Here is an 18,500-nt window from a genome sequence, read left to right on the forward strand (position 1 = left end):
GATCGCGCCTTGACCTCGGTCAAGACCCACTCGGGGGCCACCGGCACACTGGCCCCATGAGCCACGCCCTTGCCGCCCCTGCCTTCGACCCGGCGCTGATCGAGCGCTACGACACCGCCGGCCCCCGCTACACCAGCTACCCCACCGCGCCGCACTTCCATGCGGGCTTCGGCGAGGCGGCGCTGCGCGAGGCGATCCGCCAGTCCAACCAGGAGCCGATCCCGCGCCCGTTGTCGCTGTACGTGCACGTGCCCTTCTGCATGAGCCCGTGCTTCTACTGCGGCTGCAACCGCGTGATCACCCGCGACATCACCAAGGCCGACCGCTACCTCGAACGGCTGTATCGCGAGATCGAGCTGATCGCGCCGCTGTTCGACCGCGACCGCCCGGTGCGCCAGCTGCACTTCGGCGGCGGCACGCCGAACTTCCTCGACCTGCCGCGCATGCGCGAGCTGATGGAGTCGCTGGCGCGGCATTTCAGCTTCGTCCGCGACGAGCAGCGCGAGTACGGCATCGAGATCGACCCGCGCTTCGCCGACGCGGCCTACATTCACGGGCTGGCCGAGCTTGGTTTCAATCGCATCTCGGTCGGCATCCAGGATTTCGACCCCGCCGTGCAGGCGGCGGTGAACCGCATCCAGAGCGTGGCGCAGACCGCCGAAGTGCTGCACGCCGCGCGCGAAACGGGCTTCGTCTCGGCCAGCGTGGACCTCATCTACGGCCTGCCGCGGCAGACGTTGGACGGTTTCGACCGCACGCTCACCGAAGTGATCGCGCTGGCGCCGGATCGTGTAGCGGTCTACGGCTACGCGCACCTGCCGGCGATGTTCAAGGCGCAGCAGCAGATCGAGGCGGCCGAGCTGCCCGATCCGGCGACCCGGCTGGCGCTGTTCGGCCGCGCGCTCGAACGGCTCACCGCGGCCGGGTACGTCTACATCGGCATGGACCATTTCGCCCGCGCCGACGACGAGCTGGCGCGGGCGCAACGCGCCGGCCAGCTGCAGCGCAATTTCCAGGGTTATTCCACCCACGGCGATTGCGACATCGTGGGCCTGGGCGTGAGCGCGATCGGCCGCATCGGCGACAGCTATAGCCAGAACGCGCGCGACCTCACCGGCTACTACGCCGCGCTGGACGCCGGCCGCCTGCCGGTGGCGCGCGGCCTGCTGCTGGACGAGGACGACGTGATCCGCCGTGCCGCGATCGGCGAGCTGATGTGCCACGGCGAGCTGGACATGGCTGCCTTCGGCGCGCGCCACCGCTTGCTGTTCGACACCTACTTTGCGCAGGCGCTGGAGCGGCTACGCGCGATGGCCGATGACGGCCTGGTGACGCTGGACGAGCGCATGATCCGGGTGACTTCGCGAGGCCGCCTGCTGTTGCGTATCATCGCCATGTGCTTCGATGCCTATCTCGATGACGAGGCATCGCCGGCACGCTACTCGCGCGCCATCTGACCCACGCCACCGGTTGTCACCCACGATGCGCTCCAGCCATCCGGCAGGCCGCCTGCCCGATCCGCCCAGCCCGATCGCCAACGATGGCGACGAGGTCCGTTTCTGCCGCACCTGCGCCTTCGCCGGCGCCTGTATAGCGGTGGGCTACGGCAAGCCCGAGCTGGAGGCCCTGCACTGCCTGGTGGAGCACGTGGGGCCCTATCGCTCCAGCGACCACGTGTTCCGCACCGGTGATCCGTTCCGCGCGATCTTCGCGGTGCGCGCCGGTACGGTGAAGACCTGCCTGGTCGACAAGGAAGGCCGCGAGCAGGTGCTGGGCTTCTACCTGCCCGGCGAGGTAATCGGGCTCAACGCGATCTATCCGGAGCATTTCCCGTGCGACGCGATCGCGCTGGAAAACGCGCAGTTCTGCCGCTTCTCGTTTCCTGCCATGAGTGCGCTGGCTGCGCGCATGCCGGCCGTGCAGCAGCATCTGTTCCGCCTGCTCAGCAAGGAGCTCGGCACTGCCAGCCTGCTGGCCGGCGACCACAGCGCCGACGAGCGCATGGCTGCGTTCCTGTGTGACCTGGGCCGCCGCTACGCCGCGCGCGGCTTCTCCGGAACGCGCTTTGCGCTGAGCATGTCGCGCGGCGATATCGCCAACTACCTGCGCCTGGCCTCGGAAACGGTGAGCCGGGTGCTGACACGCTTTCGCAGCCAGAACCTCATCGCCATCGACGGCCGCGAGCTGGAGCTGCTCGACGTGAAGGGGCTGGAAAAGATCGGGCAGAACCTGCTGCCGGATTGAGCGACGCGCGATGGCCGTGCTCCTGTGGAGCGTGCCTCTGTCGCGAGAACGCCTGGGACGCCGCTGATGCGATGCCCTGTCGTGCGTGACGCCGGTTGGCGCGGCGGGCTCCATGATTCGACTCGCCCTCGGCGGTGTGCGTTCCCGCTCGCCAGTGCCTCGCCATAGCTCCTCACTCCCGCATGGACAGGGAGGGAATCCACCGTGCGATCCCGGCTGTCACCACATTGAGGTGAAAGCCTTGGCGCGATCTAGCCCGGGGGAATCGCGGTGATGCCACCTCCCGGACACCGCCCACACTGACCCAGATCAGGGCACCGGCCCGGCACCGTCACCAGCATGGTGGCCTCGCTTCGTTCCGAGTGCCGTCATGCGCGCTACCGTGATCACCCCGCCCACGCCGCTGCCCGTGCCGGACATCCTCGCCCAAGCGCCGCATCGCCTGCTGTTCTTCGCCGGTACCTGTGCGGTGCTCATCAGCATGGCGTGGTGGGCGCTGCAGCTGGCGTCGCTGCGCTACGGCTGGGGGCACTGGCCGCAGCCGCCGGTGCCCCCGACGTGGGGGCATGCGCTGCTCACCGTCTACGGGATGCTGCCGCTTTTCATGTTCGGCTTCCTGCTCACCGTGTTTCCCCGCTGGCTGGACCGCACCGCGCTGCCGCGCCGGCGTTACGTGCCGGTGGCCGGCACGGTGTTCGGCGGCTATCTGCTGGCGCATGCCGGCCTGCTCGGCAGCCTCGCGCTGTTGCGCGCGGGCGTGCTGCTGATCGCCATCGGCTACGGCGTGGCGCTGGTCACGCTGGCCCAGGTGCTGGCCGCTTCCACGGCACGGCAGGCGCATGCATGGTCGTACCTGGGGGCGCTGGCGGTGGGCAGCGGGGGACTGATCGCCGGACTGGCCGCGCTGTCCGGCGCCCCGCCGGTGGCGATGACGCTGGCGATCCGGCTGGGCGTGTTCGGCTTCCTGCTGCCGATCTACTTCAGCGTGTGCCACCGGATGATTCCGTTCTTCAGCGCGAACGTGATCCCCGGCTACCGCATGTGGCGGCCGCGCGCGAGCCTGGTGCTGGCGTGGACGCTGCTGACGGCGCACGTAGCGCTCGAGCTGGCCGGCGCGCAGGCCTGGCGCTGGCTGGCCGATGCATCGCTGGCGCTGCTGTTCGCCACGCACGCGCTGATGTGGCGGCCGTGGCAGGCGCGCCGGCCGGGCCTGCTGCTGGCGCTGCATCTGGCGTTTGCGTGGCTGCCCGTGGCGTTCGCGCTGTACGCGCTGCAGAGCGCGTGGCAGCTGGCTACCGGTGAGAACGTGCTCGGGCTGGCCCCGCTGCACGTGCTGACCATCGGCTACTTCGGCTCGATGCTGGTGGCGATGGTGACGCGGGTGACGCAGGGCCATTCCGGCCGCCTGCTGCAGATGGGCGCGGTGCCGTGGTTGTGCTTCGTCTTGCTGCAGGGTGTGGTGGCGCTGCGCGTGCGCGCCGAACTGGGGCTGGACAGCTACCGCTGGCTGGTGCTCGCCGCGGCGGGCTGGCTGATCGCCTTCGCGCCGTGGGTGCTGCGCTCGGCCTGGATCTACCTGACCCCGCGCGCGGACGGCAAGCCGGGCTGAGCGCCAGGGCGTGGCGGCTTGTCGCAGTGCAGGCGTAAGCTTTTCTGGCTGATCTGCGTCAGGGGTGCCGCCTGTCGACGCCCTAACCTGCTCGTACGGAAACGAAGGGGAAGGATCATGTCGAAGATGCTGCGCATGTTGCTGGCCACGGCCAGCGTATTGGCGATGGCCGCCTGCTCGGGCAAGCCCGAAGCCACGGGCTCCACCGGAGCCGCGCCACCCGCACCGACCGCCGCGGCGGCGGCGTCGGCCACCGACCCGGGTGACTTCGGCCCGCCGCAGGGCGAGCCGATCCACGCCGTGCTCACCAGTCCGCCGAACGTGCCGCCGCCGATCCACCGCAACTACCCGGCCAAGGTGATCGTGGAGCTGGAAGTGATCGAGAAGGAGATGCCGATCTCCGAGGGCGTCAGCTACACCTACTGGACCTTCGGCGGCACCGTGCCGGGCAGCTTCATCCGCGTACGCCAGGGCGACACGGTGGAGTTCCACCTGAAGAACTCGCCCGATTCGAAGATGCCGCACAACATCGACCTGCACGGCGTCACCGGCCCCGGCGGCGGCGCGGCGTCGAGCTTCACCGCGCCGGGGCACGAGTCGCAGTTCACCTTCAAGGCGCTCAACCAGGGCGTGTACGTGTATCACTGCGCCACCGCGCCGGTGGGCATGCACATCGCCAACGGCATGTACGGGCTGATCCTGGTCGAGCCGCCGGAGGGCATGCCCAAGGTCGACCACGAGTACTACGTGATGCAGGGCGACTTCTACACGGTGGGCAAGTACCGCGAGAAGGGCCACCAGGCCTTCGACATGGACAAGGCGATCGACGAGAAGCCGACCTACGTGCTGTTCAACGGCCACGAGGGCGCGCTCACCGGCGACAAGGCCCTGACCGCCAAGGTCGGTGAAAAGGTGCGGCTGTTCATCGGCAACGGCGGCCCGAACCTGGTCTCCAGTTTTCACGTGATCGGCGAGATCTTCGACACCGTGCGCCAGGAAGGCGGCACCGTGGAGCAGCACAACGTGCAGACCACGCTGATCCCCTCCGGCGGCGCGGCGATGGTCGAGTTCAAGACCCAGGTGCCGGGCAGCTACGTGCTGGTGGACCACTCGATCTTCCGCGCCTTCAACAAGGGCGCGCTGGGCATCCTGAAAGTCGACGGCCCGGAGAACAAGGCGATCTATTCGGGCAAGGAAGTGGACTCGGTCTACCTCGGCGACCGCGCCGAGCCCAACCTGCACGCGGTGAGCACGGCGGCCAAGGCGAATGCCGCCGGCACGCTGAGCAAGGCCGACCAGATCGCCGCGGGCAAGCAACTGTTCACCGGTACCTGCTCGGTCTGCCACCAGGCCAACGGTCAGGGCCTGCCGGGGGTGTTCCCGCCGCTGGCCAAGTCCGACTACCTCGCCAAGCAGACGCGCGAGCACCTGATCGGCATCCCGCTGCACGGGCTCACGGGCAAGGTCACCGTCAACGGCAAGGAGTACGACTCGGTGATGCCGCCGATGACCCAGCTCACCGACGACGAGGTAGCCAACATCCTCACCTACGTGCTCAACAGCTGGGACAATCCCGGTGGCCAGGTGAGCAAGGACGAGGTGACCAAGGTGCGCGCTCAGCCGGCCGCCGCGCCCACTGCGGAGCACTGAGCCGATGCGCGCCCGCGCGCTGCTGATCGCGATGCTCGCGCTGGCTGCTGCACCGGCCGTGGCCAGCGCAGCGGACTACCGGCCGCTGCCCGGTGGCCGTTTCGCCAGTGTGGTGCCGGCCGACGGCAAGGATGCGCCGGCGCAGGTGGTGCCGTTCGCGCTGCGCAGCGAGCCGGTGACCAACGCCGAGTTCCTGGCCTTCGTGATCAAGCATCCGCAGTGGCGGCGCGATCGGGTGGCGCCGATCTTCGCCGACGGCCGCTACCTGTCGCACTGGGCCGCTGCGGACGCACTCGGCCCCGATGCCCTGCCGGCACAGCCGGTCACCCGGGTGAGCTGGTTCGCCGCGCAGGCCTACTGCGAGAGCGAACACGCCCGCCTGCCGAACTGGTACGAGTGGGAGATGGCCGCCGCGGCAGACGCCACCCGCGCCGACGCGCGCAGCGATTCGGCCTGGCGCGAGCGCGTGCTGGACTGGTACAGCCGCCCGTCCTCGCACGCGCTGCCGGCGATCGGCGGCGCGGCCGACCTGCACGGCGTGCGCGATCTCAACGGCCTGGTGTGGGAGTGGGTGGACGACTTCAACGCCCTGCTGGTGGGCAGCGACAGTCGCGACCAGGACGGCGCCGACAAGCTGAAGTTCTGCGGTGCCGGCGCGATCAGCCTGCAGCAGAAGGAGAACTACGCCACGCTGATGCGGGTGGCGATGCTGTCCGCGCTGAAGGCCGTCGACACCACACCCAACCTCGGCTTCCGCTGCGCGCGCCCGCTGGCGAGCGCGCACCTCGACGCATCTCCTCCATCCCCCACGCGCACCACATCCACCGCCCCCGAAGCGAGCACCCCATGAAACGGTTCGCCCTCCTCCTGCTCGGCGCCCTGCTGTCAGGCAACGCCCTCGCCGCACCGGCAAGCCCGGCCCCCACGCTGCCCGGCGACTCGGTCTACCAGCTCGCCGCCACCCTCACCGACCAGGACGGCCACACCGCACCGTGGGCCGCGCGCCGCGGCACGCCACAGATCGTGAGCATGTTCTATAGCTCGTGCACCATGGTCTGCCCGATGATCATCGACACCATGAAGGCCACCCGCCGCGCCGCCGGCGATCCGGCCGCGCTGGGCCTGCTGGCGATCAGCTTCGACCCGGCGCGCGACAACACCGACGCGCTGCGCCGCTACGCCGCCGCGCACCGGCTCGACCTGCGCTGGTGGACGCTGGCGCACGCCACGCCGGGCGACACGCGTGCCATCGCCGCCCTGCTCGGCGTGCAATACCGCCCGCTGCCGAACGGCGACTTCAACCATTCCAGCGTGTTGCTGCTGCTCGATGCGGACGGCCGCATCGTGGCGCGCAGCACGATCATCGGGCGCACCGATCCGGCCTTCGTCACCGCCGTGCGCCAACTTGCCGGGACAAAGCCATGAATATCGCTCGCGTCTTTTTCCTCGGCCTGCTCGCGCTGCCTTTCCCCGGTGCGGCCTTCGCGCAGCACGCACATCACGCCGCGCCCGGCGATACCGCACCGGCACCCGCACCAGCCGCGCGCTGGCCCGCCGACGACGCGCTGCAGGGCGGCATGGGCCGTATCCACGTTGCACTGGAGGAACTGCGCCACTACGAGATGGGCCACATGGACGCCACGATGGCGCTGGACCGGGTTGGCCTGATCGAACAGGCCGCCGCCGACATCTTCGCCACCTGCAAGCTGCCGGAAGAGCGCGACGTCGTGCTGCACCACATGCTGGTGCCGCTGCTCGCCGCCGCGCAGGCGCTGAAGACACACCCGGACAATATGGCCCAGGTGCAGGCGATGCGCGAGGCGGTCGCCGACTACCCGCGCTACTTCGCCGATCCGGGCTGGGCCGCGCCGGCGACGCCTCAGGAGAGGTAGCTCAGATCACCGCGCCGTCGTCGTCGAAGCCGCGGCCGTCGCGCAGCACCGCGCGCAGGCGCGCCTCCCACGGCGCGGTGTCGATGCCGTGCGCACGCAGCCACGCGCGGTCGAACAGCGTCTCGGTGTAGCGCTCGCCGCGGTCGCACAACAGGCTGACGATGCTGCCGCGCTCGCCGCGCGCACGCATGGCCGCGGCCAGCCGCAGGCAGGCGACGAACTGCGTGCCGGACGAGCCGCCGTAGCGGCGACCGAGCAGCTCCTCCAGCAGCCACGCGGCGGCGATGGATGCCGCATCGGGCACTTCCAGCACGCGGTCGACCACCTCGAACACGAAGCCCGGCTCCACCCGGGGCCGGCCAATGCCTTCGATCACGGTCGGCCGGCTGGCCACCGCGTGGCGATCGTGTCGACGCCAGCCTTCGACGAAGGCGCTGCCGGTCGGTTCGGCCAGGCACAGGCGGGTGGGCAGGCGGCGATAGCGCAGGTAGCGGCCGATGGTCGCCGAGGTGCCGCCGGTGCCGGCGCTGCAGACGATCCAGGTCGGCTCGGGCGAGCGTTCGCGCGCCATCTGGCCGAGGATCGACTCGGCGATGTTGTTGTTGCCGCGCCAGTCGGTGGCGCGATCGGCCAGGCCGAACTGGTCGAGGAAGCAGGCGCCGTGGACCGCGTGCGCGTTCGCCGCGGCGAGCACTTCGGCCGGGTCGTCGACCAGGTCGCAGCGTCCGCCCAGCGCCTGCACGTCGCGCACCTTGCCCGGCGCGGTGCCGGCCGGCATCACCGCGATGAACGGCAGGCCGAGCAGGCGCGCGAACCACGCCTCGGAGATGGCGGTGCTGCCGGAGGAGGCGTCCACCACGGTCTGCCCCGCGTGCAGGCGACCGTTGCACAGCGCGTACAGGAACAGCGAGCGCGCGAGGCGGTGCTTGAGGCTGCCGCTGGGATGCGCGGATTCGTCCTTCAGGTAGATGTCGATGCCGGGGAAGGCCGGCAGATCGAGCTTGAGCAAATGCGTGTCGGCCGAGCGTGCGGCCTCCTGCGCCAGGCATTCGAGCGCACCGTGCACCCACTCGCGGCCAGACGACGGCAAGGGCAGCAGGTCGGTCGCGATGCTCACGGCCGCCGCGCCACGATCGGCACGCCGAGGTCGCGCCCGCGCGGACGCAGGCCCAGCCCGAGTTTCAGGCTCTGCCCGATGCGCTCGGCGTAGTCGATCATCAGTGCCGCCCCGCTCGCGTCCAGCACCTCGGCGCAGGTGGCGCGCCACAGCGCGAGCCAGCGATCGAAGTGCTCGGCACGCACCGGGTGGCGCTGGTGCGCGGCCATCGGGTTGCCGCGGTAGCTGTTGGCGCGGCGCGCCACCGAGCACCAGAACGTGGTCAGCAGCTGCTTGTGCTCGGCCCAGTCGTGCACCGCCGGATTGAACACGGCACCGAGCTCGGGATCGCGCCGCACCTGCTCGTAGAAGCGGTCGACGAGGGTGGCCAGTTCGGCTTCGCTGGGGGGCGTGACGGCGGCATGCATGCGGGCGTTGACTCGAGCGATGCGCGCCGCCGGGGAGGGCTAGGCGCGCGGAGGCGGGGGATCGAAGCGGTCGGCCATGTCGTCGGATGTTGGGCCGACCGCATCCGTGGCCTCGGAGGATGCGCGCGTGCCGGCGCGCGCGCCCTGATCTGGATCATCCTCCAGCAACGGCACGATGCCGGGGCTGTCCAGGTCGTCGAACTGCTGGTGGTTCACCGCCCAGAAGAACAGCGCCACGCCCACGCCCACCACCAGCAGCGTCACCGGAATCAGCACCAGGATGATGTTCATGCGCGCAGCACCGGCGATGCGGCGGCGGTGCGACCCACGCGCAGCGCATTGAGCACCACGCCGAGCGAACTCAGCGCCATGCCGATGCCGGCCAGCCACGGCGGCACCAGGCCGAACGCGGCGAACGGGACCGCCACCAGGTTGTAGCCCAGCGCCCAGCGCCGGCTCTGCGCGGCGATGCGTTGCATCTGCATGGCCACGGCGCGGGCGTCGAGCAGGCCGTCCAGACGTCCATCCGCGAGCAGCAGATCGGCATGCACCTGCGCCAGCTCGGTGCCGCTGGCCAGTGCGGCGGAAACATCCGCCCCGGCCAGCACCGGCGCATCGTTGCTGCCGTCGCCCACCGCCAGGGTGACGCGGCCGTCGGCGCTTGCGGCCTGCAGCAGGGCGAGCTTGTCCGCTGGCGACTGGCGGGCAGACCAGGCGTCCACCTCCAGCGCATGCGCCACCGTGGCTACGCGCGCCAGATCGTCACCGCTGGCGATGGCCAGCGTCACGTCCTGCGCGCGCAGCTCGGCGACGGTAGTGCGGGCCGCGTCGCGCAGCCCGTCGTCCACCGCGAAGCGGGCCAGCTCGCCCTGCGCATCGGCCAGCACCAGCGTGCCGGCCGTTCCCTCCCCCGTATCCTTCTGGCCGCTGGCGGTGAGCGCGAAGTCGGCGCGACCCAGCCACAGCGGCACGTTCTCCACCACGCCACACACGCCCGCGCCGGCATGCACGCGCACATCGCGCGCCGTCAGCGGCGCCGCGGCAGGGCCGGCGAAGGCAAGGCGGGTCAGCGCGCGCGCCAGCGGGTGGCTGCTCTCCTGCGCGAGTGCCGCGGCCAGGCGCAATAAGTGATCGACATCGAGCCCGCGCTGCGGATGGATTGCCGCGCGAGTGAACTGCGGTTCGGTGAGCGTGCCGGTCTTGTCGAACAATGCGTAGTCGACGCGGGCCAGCGTTTCCAACGCCACGGCGTCGGTGACCAGCACGCCGCGCGCGGCGAGTACGCCGAACGCACGCGTGCGCGTGGCCGGCGCAGTGAGTGCGAAGGCGCAAGGGCAGGCGATCACCAGTACCGCCACGGCCGCTTCGAACGCGCGCGAAGGATCCACCAGCAGCCACCCCAGCGCGGTGAGTGCGGTGAGTACCAGCACGCGCGCGACGAAGCGCGCCACCGCCGGATCGCCGCCGTGGCGCAGGCGGGCCAGCCGGCTGCCGCGCGCGCGCCGCGCCAGCGCGCCGATGCGCGCGGCGGCGGTGGCCTCGCCGCTGTGGGTGACGCGCAACTCCGCGGTGCCGGACACCAGCACGCTGCCGGCCACCACCGCGGCGCCGGCGGCGCGCCGCTGCGGCCGCGACTCGCCCGACAGCAGCGATTCGTCCAGCTCCGCCCACGCGCTTTCCAGCATGCCGTCGGCCGGCACTGTGCCGCCTTCGGCCACGTGAACGCGATCGCCCGGCAGCAGGGCCAGCGCGGCCACCGTTTCCAGCGTGCCGTCGGCGCGCCAGCGTTCGGCCAGCAGCGGCGCGGCGTCCACCGCGGCATCGCCCAGTGCGCCGCTGCGATGGCGCGCGCGCATCTCGATGTGCCGCGCCAGCAGCAGCAGGAACACGAACATGCTTACCGAATCGAAATAGATCTCGCCGACGCCGCGCCAGGTGTTCCAGGTGCTGGCGGCGAACACCAGCAGCACCGCCAGCGCCACCGGCAGGTCGATGCCGAAGCGGCGCGCGCGCAGCTCGTCGAGGGCGCCGAGGTAGAACGGCAGCGCCGCATAGAACACGATCGGCAGCGTGGTGAACAGCCCCAGCCAGCGGAACAGGTTGCGCGTGCTGAAGTCGACGAAGTCGACCACGCCGAGGTAGATCACGAACGCGTAGGTCATCACCTGCATCGCACACATGCCGGCCACCAGCAGGCGCTTGAGCGCGTCGTGCGCCTCGCGGCGCGGGTCTTCATCCACCCGTGCGCGCGGCAGCGGCTGCGCGCGGCAGCCGATACTGGCGATCGCGTCGAGCAGACCGGGCAGGCTCTGGCGTGCCGGTTCCCACACCACCGACACGCGCTGGCTGGCTACGTCCACACCCACCCGCTGCACTCCGGGCAGAGCGCGCAGCGCCTGCTCCAGCCGCAGCACGCGGCGGGCGTCGGCCAGCGGCGCCACGCGCAGGGTCACTTCGGCGCGACCGTCGCGCCGCGGCCGCAGCACCTGCGCGGCCAGCTGCGGCTGGGCCCAGGCGCTGTTCATGGCGCGGTGGACGCCGGCGCAGGCGTCGAGGCGGCCGGCGCGGCATGGCGTGCGGGCACGCCGAACACCGGGTGCGGCGCATCGACCGGCACGTCGTCGTGCCGTGCGCCGACCATGATGATCCAGATACAGCCAGCCATCGACGCGGTGAACACCGCCGCGCCCAGCCACAGCACCGGCTGGCGGTACCAGGCGCCGCTGCGATCAGCGGGCGGCCTGGACATCGGGTGCGGCCGCCGTGGCCGGATGGGCGAGGTGGTAGACGTAGGCGGCGAGCACGCGCATCTGGTCTTCGGTCAGGCGCGAACTCCACGCCGGCATCGCGCCCTGGCGACCGCCGCCGATGGTGCGCTCGATGTCGGCCACGGTGCCGCCGTGCAGCCAGATGGTATCGGTGAGGTTGGGCGCCCCCAGCGCCTGGTTGCCCTTGCCCTCCGGCCCGTGGCATGCGGCACAGGTGGCGAACAGCGGCTGGCCGGCCGCCGCCATCGCCGCGTCGTGCGGCGCGCCGGACAGGCTCAGCACGTACTGCGCGAGGTTCTTTACGTTCTGCTCGCCCAGGCTGGACCACGGCGGCATCACACCGGCACGGCCGTTCTGGATGCTGGTGAGGATGGCCTTGCCGTCGCCGCCGTAGAGCCAGTCGTGGTCGGTGAGGTTCGGCGCACCGAGCAGCGTGTTGCCTCGGCCTTCGCGACCGTGGCAGGCCTCGCAGTTGTCGAGGAACAGCTGCTTGCCCATCTGGATCGCCGACGGATCGCCAGCCAGCTGCTCCACCGGATACTGGCGGAAACGCACCAGCAGCTCGTCGAGCTTGGCGTCGTTGGCAGCCACGTCGCGCGCCAGCTCGCCGTGCGCGGTCCAGCCCAGGATGCCCTTGTGATTGCCGAACCCCGGGTACAGCGCCAGGTAGGCGAACCCCACAACGAACATGGCGCCGGAGAACAGCAGCCACCACAGCGGCAGCTTGCGCACGCCCTCGCGCAGCACGCCGTGCGCCCACACGTGGCCGCTGGTGCCGTCCGGCTGCACCGGAATCTTCGCGCGCGGACCCCACAGGAACAGGAACAGCGTGATGCCCAGATTGAGCACGATCAGGAACATCACCCACAACGACCAGCCCGTGCTCATGCGTGCTCCTCCGAATTCGGTGCGCCGTCTTCCATCGGCAGCGCGGCCATGCGCTGGAACGTGGCGCGATGATGCTTGCGCCAGGCCCAGATCCAGATCGCGACGAAGATGACCATCAGCACGACGGTCACCACCCCGGTGACGTGACCCCACACAGGACTGATCATGGCGCCGCTCCCGCCGTCTTGGCCGCGGCCACCGGCTCGTTCCTGATGCCCAGGCCCTGCAGGTAGGCGATCAGCGCGTCCATCTCGGTCTTGCCGTCCAGCGCGGCCGGCGCGGCGGCGATGTCGGCATCGCTGTACGGGTCACCCAGCGTGCGCAGCGTGCGCATGCGCGCCTGGATATCGGCCACGTCGAGCTTCTTCTCGGCCAGCCACGGGTAACCGGGCATGTTGGATACCGGCACCACCTGACGCGGGTTCATCAGGTGCAGGCGCTGCCACTGGTCGGAGTACTTGCCGCCGACGCGGGCGAGGTCCGGCCCGGTGCGCTTGGAACCCCACTGGAACGGGCGGTCGTACACCGACTCCTCCGCCTCGGAGAAGTGGCCGTAGCGCTGCGTTTCTGCGCGCAGCGCGCGGATCATCTGTGAGTGGCACAGGTAGCAGCCCTCGCGCACGTAGATGTCCTTGCCGGCCAGGCGCAGCGCGTCGTAAGGCTTCACCCCCGGCGGCGCCTTCACCGCGTGGGCTTCCATGAACAGCGGGGTGATCTCGGCCAGCCCGCCGATCGACACCATGATCGCGATGAGGACACCGAGCAGGCCGGCGTGCTTCTCGATCGCTTCGAAATGTTTGTAGGCCATGGTGCTCTCCTCAGCCTGCGGCCGGCAGCGGGGCGGGCACCTGGTGCGGCACCGGCTCGGGGATCGGCACCGGGATCGGCTTGATCAGGTGCGCGCGGGCATCGGCCGCGGTGTGCCACAGGTTCCACGCCATCACCCACATGCCCGACAGGATCAGCAGGCCGCCGCCCCAGCGGATCAGGTACATCGGCTTGACGGCGACCAGGCTGTCGATGAACGCGTAGGTGAGCGAGCCGTCCGGCTGCGTGGCGCGCCACATCACGCCCTCGGTGACGCCGGCGGTCCACATTGAGCCGACGTACAAGAGCGTGCCGGCCATGTGCAGCCAGAAGTGCCACTCCATGCCCTTGCGCGAGTACATCGCGGGTCGGCCGAGCGCGCGTGGCGCCATCGCGTAGAGCGAGCCGATGGTGATCATCGCCACCCAGCCGAGCGAGCCCGAATGCACGTGGGCGATGGTCCAGTCGGTGTAGTGCGAGAGCGAGTTGACGGTCTTCACCGCCATCATCGAGCCCTCGAAGGTGGCCGCCGCGTAGAACACCAGCGACATCACCATGAACTTCGCCGCCGGGTCGGTGCGCAGCTTCTCCCACGAACCGTTGAAGGTGAGCAGGCCGTTGGCGGCCGAGCCCCAACTGGGCATCAGCAGGATCAGCGAGAACGCCATGCCGACGGACTGCACCCAATCCGGCAGCGCCGTGTACATCAGGTGGTGCGAACCGGCCCACATGTACACCGAGATCAGCGCCCAGAAATTCACGATGGAGAAGCGGTAGCTCCACAGGGGCTGCTGCGCCTGACGCGGCACGAAGTAGTACATCATCCCGAGGAAGCCGGCGGTGAGGAAGAACGCCACCGCGTTGTGGCCGTACCACCACTGCACCATCGCATCGACCACGCCGGAGTACACCGGGTAGGACTTCCACAGCGACACCGGCAGCGCGATGTTGTTGACGATGTGCAGCAGGCCCACCGCGATGATGAACGCGCCGTAGTACCAGTTCGCCACGTAGATATGCTGGATGCGCCGCCGGGTGAGGCTGGCGAAGAACACCACGCCGAAGCTCACCCACACCACCGCGATGAGGATGTCGATGAACCACTCCGGCTCGGCGTACTCCTTGCTCTGGGTAATCCCCAGCGGCATGGTCACCATCGCCAGCACGCAGATCAGCTGCCAGCCCCAGAAGGTGAATTCGGCCAGCTTGCCCAGCGCGAGACGGGCGTGTCCCGTGCGCTGCACCACGTAGTAGCAGGTGCCCATCAGCGCCGAGCCGCCGAAGGCGAAGATCACGCCGAAGGTGTGATCGGGCCGGATCCGGCTGAAGGTCATCCAGGGGATGTCGAAATTGAGGGCCGGCCACATCAGCTCGGCCGCGGCGTAGACGCCGAACGACATGCCGATGATGCCCCACACCGCAGCGGCCAGCAGGAACTGCCGCACCACCTTGTCGTTGTAATACTCCGTATTCGGCATGTTGCCTCCCCTGTTTAATGGCGCCATTGTGCGTACGCAGCACCCGGCCGGCGCTGACCTACGTCAAATCCATGCGTCATTCCACCGCGCGAGTGACGCGCCCCCACGCCCGGCTCCCTCTCCCCTGAACAGCTTCATCGATCGGCGGAAAGGCTGAAGCGGCGAACGCCGCGCCACCCCGACGCCCACGATCTGCCCCTTCGCCCTTGAACGGCTTCGCCGTTCGGGGAAAAGGGCTGGGGTGAGGGGGCTCTGGCTTCCGAGCGACCGCCGCTGCCCCGCGGACAACCAACCTCCAAATCGCCCCCTCACCCAACCCTCTCCCCCGAGCAAGCTCAGGGGAGAGGGCTAAAGCAGCGAGCGCTGCGCCACCTCGACGCCCACGATCCGCTCCCTCTCCCTCGAAGGGGTTTGCTGTTCGGAGAAGAAGACCTGAATCCCCGGTCCCTCGTAATGAATAACGGCCCTCGAAGCCCACCGCCGTGCTCCCTCGCCCCTGAACAGCTTCATCGTTCGGGGGAGAGGGCCGGGGTGAGGGGGCTCTGGCTTCCGAGCGACCACCGCTGCGCCCGCAGACAACCAGCCTCCAAATCGCCCCCTCACCCAACCCTCTCCCCCGAGCAAGCTCAGGGGAGAGGGCTAAATCAGCGAGCGCCCCGCTACCTCGAAGTCCACCGCCTTGCTCCCTCTCCCTTGAACGGCCTCACCGTTCGGGGGAGAGGGTCGGGGTGAGGGGGCTCTGGCTTCCTAGCGACCGCCGCTACCCCGCGGACAACTAACCTCCAAATCACCCCCCTCACCCAACCCTCTCCCCCGAGTCCGCTCAGGGGAGAGGGCTAAAGCGGCGAGCGCCAAGCCGCCTCGACGCCCACGATCTGCTCGCTCGCCCCCCCCGACACCTCGATAGACCAAGGCAAACGCTATGCCCTGCTTTTGCCGCGCGGCTAGAACGCTCCTGTTTCGCTTGGGACGCGAAAGGCCAGCGCCCGCGGATTCATCACCCGGCGCCACAGCGGCGGCACCAGGGCCAGCACGAACATGGTGGCGTAGCCGGCCGGCAGCTGCGGGCTGTCGCCGTGGTGGCGCAGCACCTGGTAGCGTCGGCGCGCCACGGCGTGGTGATCGGAGTGGCGCTGCAGGTTGAACAGCAGCCAGTTGGTGTAGCGCTGCGGCGCGTTCCAGGAGTGGTGATGAGTGACGCGCTCGTAGCGGCCGGGGGCGATCAGCTGCCGCTCCAGGCCGTAGTGCTCCACGTAGTTGATCACCTCCAGCGTGGCCGCGGCGATCACCCCCTGCAGCAGGAAGAACCCCAGCGCGCGCCACCCGCCGGCCCACGCGAAAGCGGCCATGAAGGCCAGCCACAACGCAGTCCAAGCCACCATCTCGTTGCGCCATGACCACGGCGAGCGACCGCGCCCGCGCAGGCGCTGCGCCTCCAGCCGCCAGGCGTTGCGCACGTTGCGCCACAGCGCGCGTGGCACGAAGGCGTAGACCGACTCACCCAGCCGCGCCGAGGACGAATCCTCCGACGTGGCCACGTGCAGGTGATGCCCACGCACGTGCTCCACCTTGAAGCCGGCGTAGCCCACCGAGGTGAGCAGCAGGCCGCCGAGCAGCGGCTCCCAGCGCGTGGACTTGTGGATCAGCTCGTGCGCCGGATTGATCGCCAGCACCCCGCCGATCACGCCCGTGGACACCAGCCAGCCCAGCTTCGCCGGCAGCGAATCCAGCGCCGCGAAACGCGCCGTGCACCACGCCAGCAGGCCCAGCCACACCGGCACCACCAGCGCGGTGAGCATGGGGAAGTAGTGGGCATGCTCCAGTCGGGTGACCGCAGCCGCGTCGTCCTCGTTGCGCCGCTCGTCGCCGCACAGCGCGTCGATCCACGGCACCACGACGAAGATGAACACCACTGGGAACCAGGCGGCGAGCCCGGGCGGCACACCGAAGCGCATGAGCTGCCACGCTCCGGCCGGCAACAGTGCCGTGGAGAAGGCCAGCAAAAACCCGAGATCGCGGGCGCGCATGGGCGGCAGTCTATGCTCGCGACGGCAGCCGATGTAAGCCGTGCCGGACCCGGCAGGGCGGAAACTTCGTGCCGTGCCTCCGGGCGACAGTCCCGGAGTCAAGCGCCTGCGCCCACGGCCGTCTGGCGCGGCCCGCCGTCACGGGCAGTGCCCAGCACGAATGAAGGGAAAAACTCAGCCCGGCAGACGCGCCAGCCAGTCACCGAGCTGCTTCATCACCTGGCTGCGCGCGGGCTCGGCCTCGTTGAACAGCTCGTGGTACAGCGTGTCGAAATGGCGCGCGGTGAGCTGGCGCGTGGCCCACGCGGCGGCGGCGAACTCGCGGCTGCCGGCGGCGTCCACCAGGCGATCGGCGCCGGCCGCGAGCAGCAGGGTCGGCACGGCCAGCCGCGAGGCGTCGGCGAGGCACGAGGGCCCGGCGCGGAAGATGAAGTCGGCCATCCGCGGCGTGATGCGCGCGCTGCACAGCGGGTCGTGGCGATACGCCGCCACCACCGAGGCGTCGTGCGAGAGGTGATCCACCGCCAGCCCGGTGCGCAGCGGCAGGTTCGGCAGCGTGCGCGCCAGCCCCGCCGCCAGCAACTGCAGCCACCTCGCCTCATGGTTGAGGAAGGCCGGCGAGGACAGCACCAGCGCGGCCGGCGTCACGCGCCCGTCGAGCACGGCGCGCGCCGCCACCAGGCCACCCATGCTGTGACCGAGCAGCAGCGGCAGCGCCGGTGCAGACCCCGCGTAGTCCGCATACACGGCGGCGAGGTCGGACAGCAGATCGTCGTCCCGCGACAGCGCCCCGCGCGGCCCGGGACTCAGACCGTGGCCGCGCTGGTCGTAGCCCAGCACGTCGTAGCCGCGCGCGTTGAACCAGGCGGCGACGTGACGGTAACGGCCGCTGTGCTCACCCAGGCCATGCACCAGCAGCACCGCGCGACTGGCCCCGGGCAGCGCCCAATGCCGGCGCACCAGCATCTGTCCATCGGCCACGGGACGGGAATCCAGCACACCTTCCGGCGCACGGGCATAAGGCGGTTGCGGGCGCGCGTCCACGTCCATGGGCATCTTTCGGGGGTGGGGTAAAGGCCCATGATGCAACGTGCGCCGATGGCACGCCAACGCCGGCTTCGGCGCCACCCTCACCGCATCTGCGGCATGCTCGTGCGTTGTGTCGCCAACGGACGCCGTCGATGGGCTGCCTGCCACTGCCGCTGTTGTTTCTGCTCGGATTCGGAATCGGCTATCTCGCCGCCGGCCGCACCGGCGCCCTGTGGGGTGCCGGCATCGGCCTGCTGCTGGGCCTGTTCGCGATGGGCTGGCTGATTCGTTTAATGCGCGGCAAGCGCTGAAGTCCCCGACACCCCCACCCGCCTTTGTAGGAGCCCGCTCGCGGGCGATGCTTCTCGCTTTGGATGTACATCGACAGCCAAGAGCATCGCCCGCAAGCGGGCTCCTACGGGGTCGGGGTAAGCCCGTTGCGAGAGGCGCGGCGGAACCGGCGGGGCGACTCGAAACAACTAACGCACATCCGCCTTTGTAGGAGCCCGCTCGCGGGCGATGCCTTTCGCTTTGGATGTACATCGACAGCCAAGAGCATCGCCCGCAAGCGGGCTCCTACGGGG

At 70.0% G+C, this 18,500-nt stretch carries 19 protein-coding genes; 8 read left to right on the forward strand and 11 right to left on the reverse strand.

The features are described from left to right. Nucleotides 1–56: 56 nt before the first annotated feature. The 7 genes from hemN to ACTHJF_RS00775 all read left to right on the forward strand — a co-directional run bounded on the left by hemN (nt 57) and on the right by ACTHJF_RS00775 (nt 7,395). A complete protein-coding gene (gene hemN / locus ACTHJF_RS00745; RefSeq protein ID WP_440265373.1) occupies nt 57–1,457 on the forward strand; it encodes an oxygen-independent coproporphyrinogen III oxidase in 1,401 nt (466 codons plus the stop codon). Between the two features lie 25 nt (nt 1,458–1,482). Then, complete coding sequence (locus tag ACTHJF_RS00750; protein WP_440265374.1) at nt 1,483–2,244, forward strand: helix-turn-helix domain-containing protein; 762 nt, start codon at nt 1,483–1,485, stop codon at nt 2,242–2,244. Between the two features lie 370 nt (nt 2,245–2,614). Then, on the forward strand, nt 2,615–3,853 hold the full coding sequence (locus tag ACTHJF_RS00755) for an NnrS family protein (RefSeq protein ID WP_440265375.1): 1,239 nt from the start codon (nt 2,615–2,617) through the stop codon (nt 3,851–3,853). Between the two features lie 117 nt (nt 3,854–3,970). Next, the gene (gene nirK, locus ACTHJF_RS00760) at nt 3,971–5,503 is read left to right on the forward strand and encodes a copper-containing nitrite reductase (RefSeq protein WP_440265376.1); all 1,533 of its coding nucleotides are present in this window, start codon (nt 3,971–3,973) and stop codon (nt 5,501–5,503) included. 4 nt (nt 5,504–5,507) lie between these two features. Then, nucleotides 5,508–6,353 carry a formylglycine-generating enzyme family protein gene (locus tag ACTHJF_RS00765; protein WP_440265377.1) on the forward strand — a complete coding sequence of 282 codons (846 nt, stop codon included), beginning with the start codon at nt 5,508–5,510 and terminating at the stop codon, nt 6,351–6,353. Then, entirely contained in the window at nt 6,350–6,928 is a 579-nt protein-coding gene (locus ACTHJF_RS00770; protein WP_440265378.1) for an SCO family protein, read from the forward strand. Before ACTHJF_RS00765 ends, ACTHJF_RS00770 begins: the two co-directional genes overlap by 4 nt. Then, nucleotides 6,925–7,395: a DnrO protein gene (locus ACTHJF_RS00775; protein ID WP_440265379.1), complete on the forward strand. Its 471-nt coding sequence runs from the start codon at nt 6,925–6,927 to the stop codon at nt 7,393–7,395. The genes ACTHJF_RS00770 and ACTHJF_RS00775 overlap by 4 nt, the downstream gene beginning before the upstream one ends. A gap of 1 nt (nt 7,396) precedes the next feature. Here ACTHJF_RS00775 and ACTHJF_RS00780 read toward each other — a convergent pair whose 3' ends face one another. The 11 genes from ACTHJF_RS00780 to ACTHJF_RS00830 form a co-directional block, all read right to left on the reverse strand. Continuing rightward, entirely contained in the window at nt 7,397–8,512 is a 1,116-nt protein-coding gene (locus ACTHJF_RS00780) for a PLP-dependent cysteine synthase family protein (protein WP_440265380.1), read from the reverse strand. Further along, on the reverse strand, nt 8,509–8,919 hold the full coding sequence (locus ACTHJF_RS00785) for a group III truncated hemoglobin (RefSeq protein WP_440265381.1): 411 nt from the start codon (nt 8,917–8,919) through the stop codon (nt 8,509–8,511). The genes ACTHJF_RS00780 and ACTHJF_RS00785 overlap by 4 nt, the downstream gene beginning before the upstream one ends. Nucleotides 8,920–8,958: 39 nt before the next feature. Further along, on the reverse strand, nt 8,959–9,210 hold the full coding sequence (gene ccoS / locus ACTHJF_RS00790) for a cbb3-type cytochrome oxidase assembly protein CcoS (protein ID WP_440265382.1): 252 nt from the start codon (nt 9,208–9,210) through the stop codon (nt 8,959–8,961). Continuing rightward, entirely contained in the window at nt 9,207–11,444 is a 2,238-nt protein-coding gene (locus ACTHJF_RS00795) for a heavy metal translocating P-type ATPase (RefSeq protein ID WP_440265383.1), read from the reverse strand. Before ACTHJF_RS00795 ends, ccoS begins: the two co-directional genes overlap by 4 nt. After that, complete coding sequence (locus ACTHJF_RS00800; RefSeq protein WP_440265384.1) at nt 11,441–11,668, reverse strand: hypothetical protein; 228 nt, start codon at nt 11,666–11,668, stop codon at nt 11,441–11,443. The genes ACTHJF_RS00795 and ACTHJF_RS00800 overlap by 4 nt, the downstream gene beginning before the upstream one ends. After that, the gene (gene ccoP / locus ACTHJF_RS00805; protein ID WP_440265385.1) at nt 11,649–12,575 is read right to left on the reverse strand and encodes a cytochrome-c oxidase, cbb3-type subunit III; all 927 of its coding nucleotides are present in this window, start codon (nt 12,573–12,575) and stop codon (nt 11,649–11,651) included. Before ccoP ends, ACTHJF_RS00800 begins: the two co-directional genes overlap by 20 nt. Then, nucleotides 12,572–12,742, reverse strand: a complete 171-nt coding sequence (locus ACTHJF_RS00810; RefSeq protein ID WP_440265386.1) for a CcoQ/FixQ family Cbb3-type cytochrome c oxidase assembly chaperone — start codon at nt 12,740–12,742, stop codon at nt 12,572–12,574. The genes ccoP and ACTHJF_RS00810 overlap by 4 nt, the downstream gene beginning before the upstream one ends. Next, the gene (ccoO, locus tag ACTHJF_RS00815; protein WP_440265387.1) at nt 12,739–13,383 is read right to left on the reverse strand and encodes a cytochrome-c oxidase, cbb3-type subunit II; all 645 of its coding nucleotides are present in this window, start codon (nt 13,381–13,383) and stop codon (nt 12,739–12,741) included. The genes ACTHJF_RS00810 and ccoO overlap by 4 nt, the downstream gene beginning before the upstream one ends. Before the next feature lie 10 nt (nt 13,384–13,393). Next, nucleotides 13,394–14,860 (reverse strand): cytochrome-c oxidase, cbb3-type subunit I, encoded by a 1,467-nt coding sequence (ccoN, locus tag ACTHJF_RS00820; RefSeq protein ID WP_440265388.1) that lies wholly within the window; start codon nt 14,858–14,860, stop codon nt 13,394–13,396. Between the two features lie 944 nt (nt 14,861–15,804). Further along, on the reverse strand, nt 15,805–16,887 hold the full coding sequence (locus ACTHJF_RS00825) for an alkane 1-monooxygenase (protein ID WP_440265389.1): 1,083 nt from the start codon (nt 16,885–16,887) through the stop codon (nt 15,805–15,807). 174 nt (nt 16,888–17,061) lie between these two features. After that, complete coding sequence (locus ACTHJF_RS00830) at nt 17,062–17,937, reverse strand: lysophospholipase (RefSeq protein ID WP_440265390.1); 876 nt, start codon at nt 17,935–17,937, stop codon at nt 17,062–17,064. 131 nt (nt 17,938–18,068) lie between these two features. On the opposite strand from ACTHJF_RS00830, the gene ACTHJF_RS00835 reads away from it, so the two are divergent. Continuing rightward, nucleotides 18,069–18,227, forward strand: a complete 159-nt coding sequence (locus ACTHJF_RS00835) for a hypothetical protein (RefSeq protein WP_440257544.1) — start codon at nt 18,069–18,071, stop codon at nt 18,225–18,227. Nucleotides 18,228–18,500: the final 273 nt, after the last annotated feature.

This window comes from Dyella sp. (genome assembly GCF_051962475.1).
GTDB lineage: Bacteria > Pseudomonadota > Gammaproteobacteria > Xanthomonadales > Rhodanobacteraceae > Dyella_A.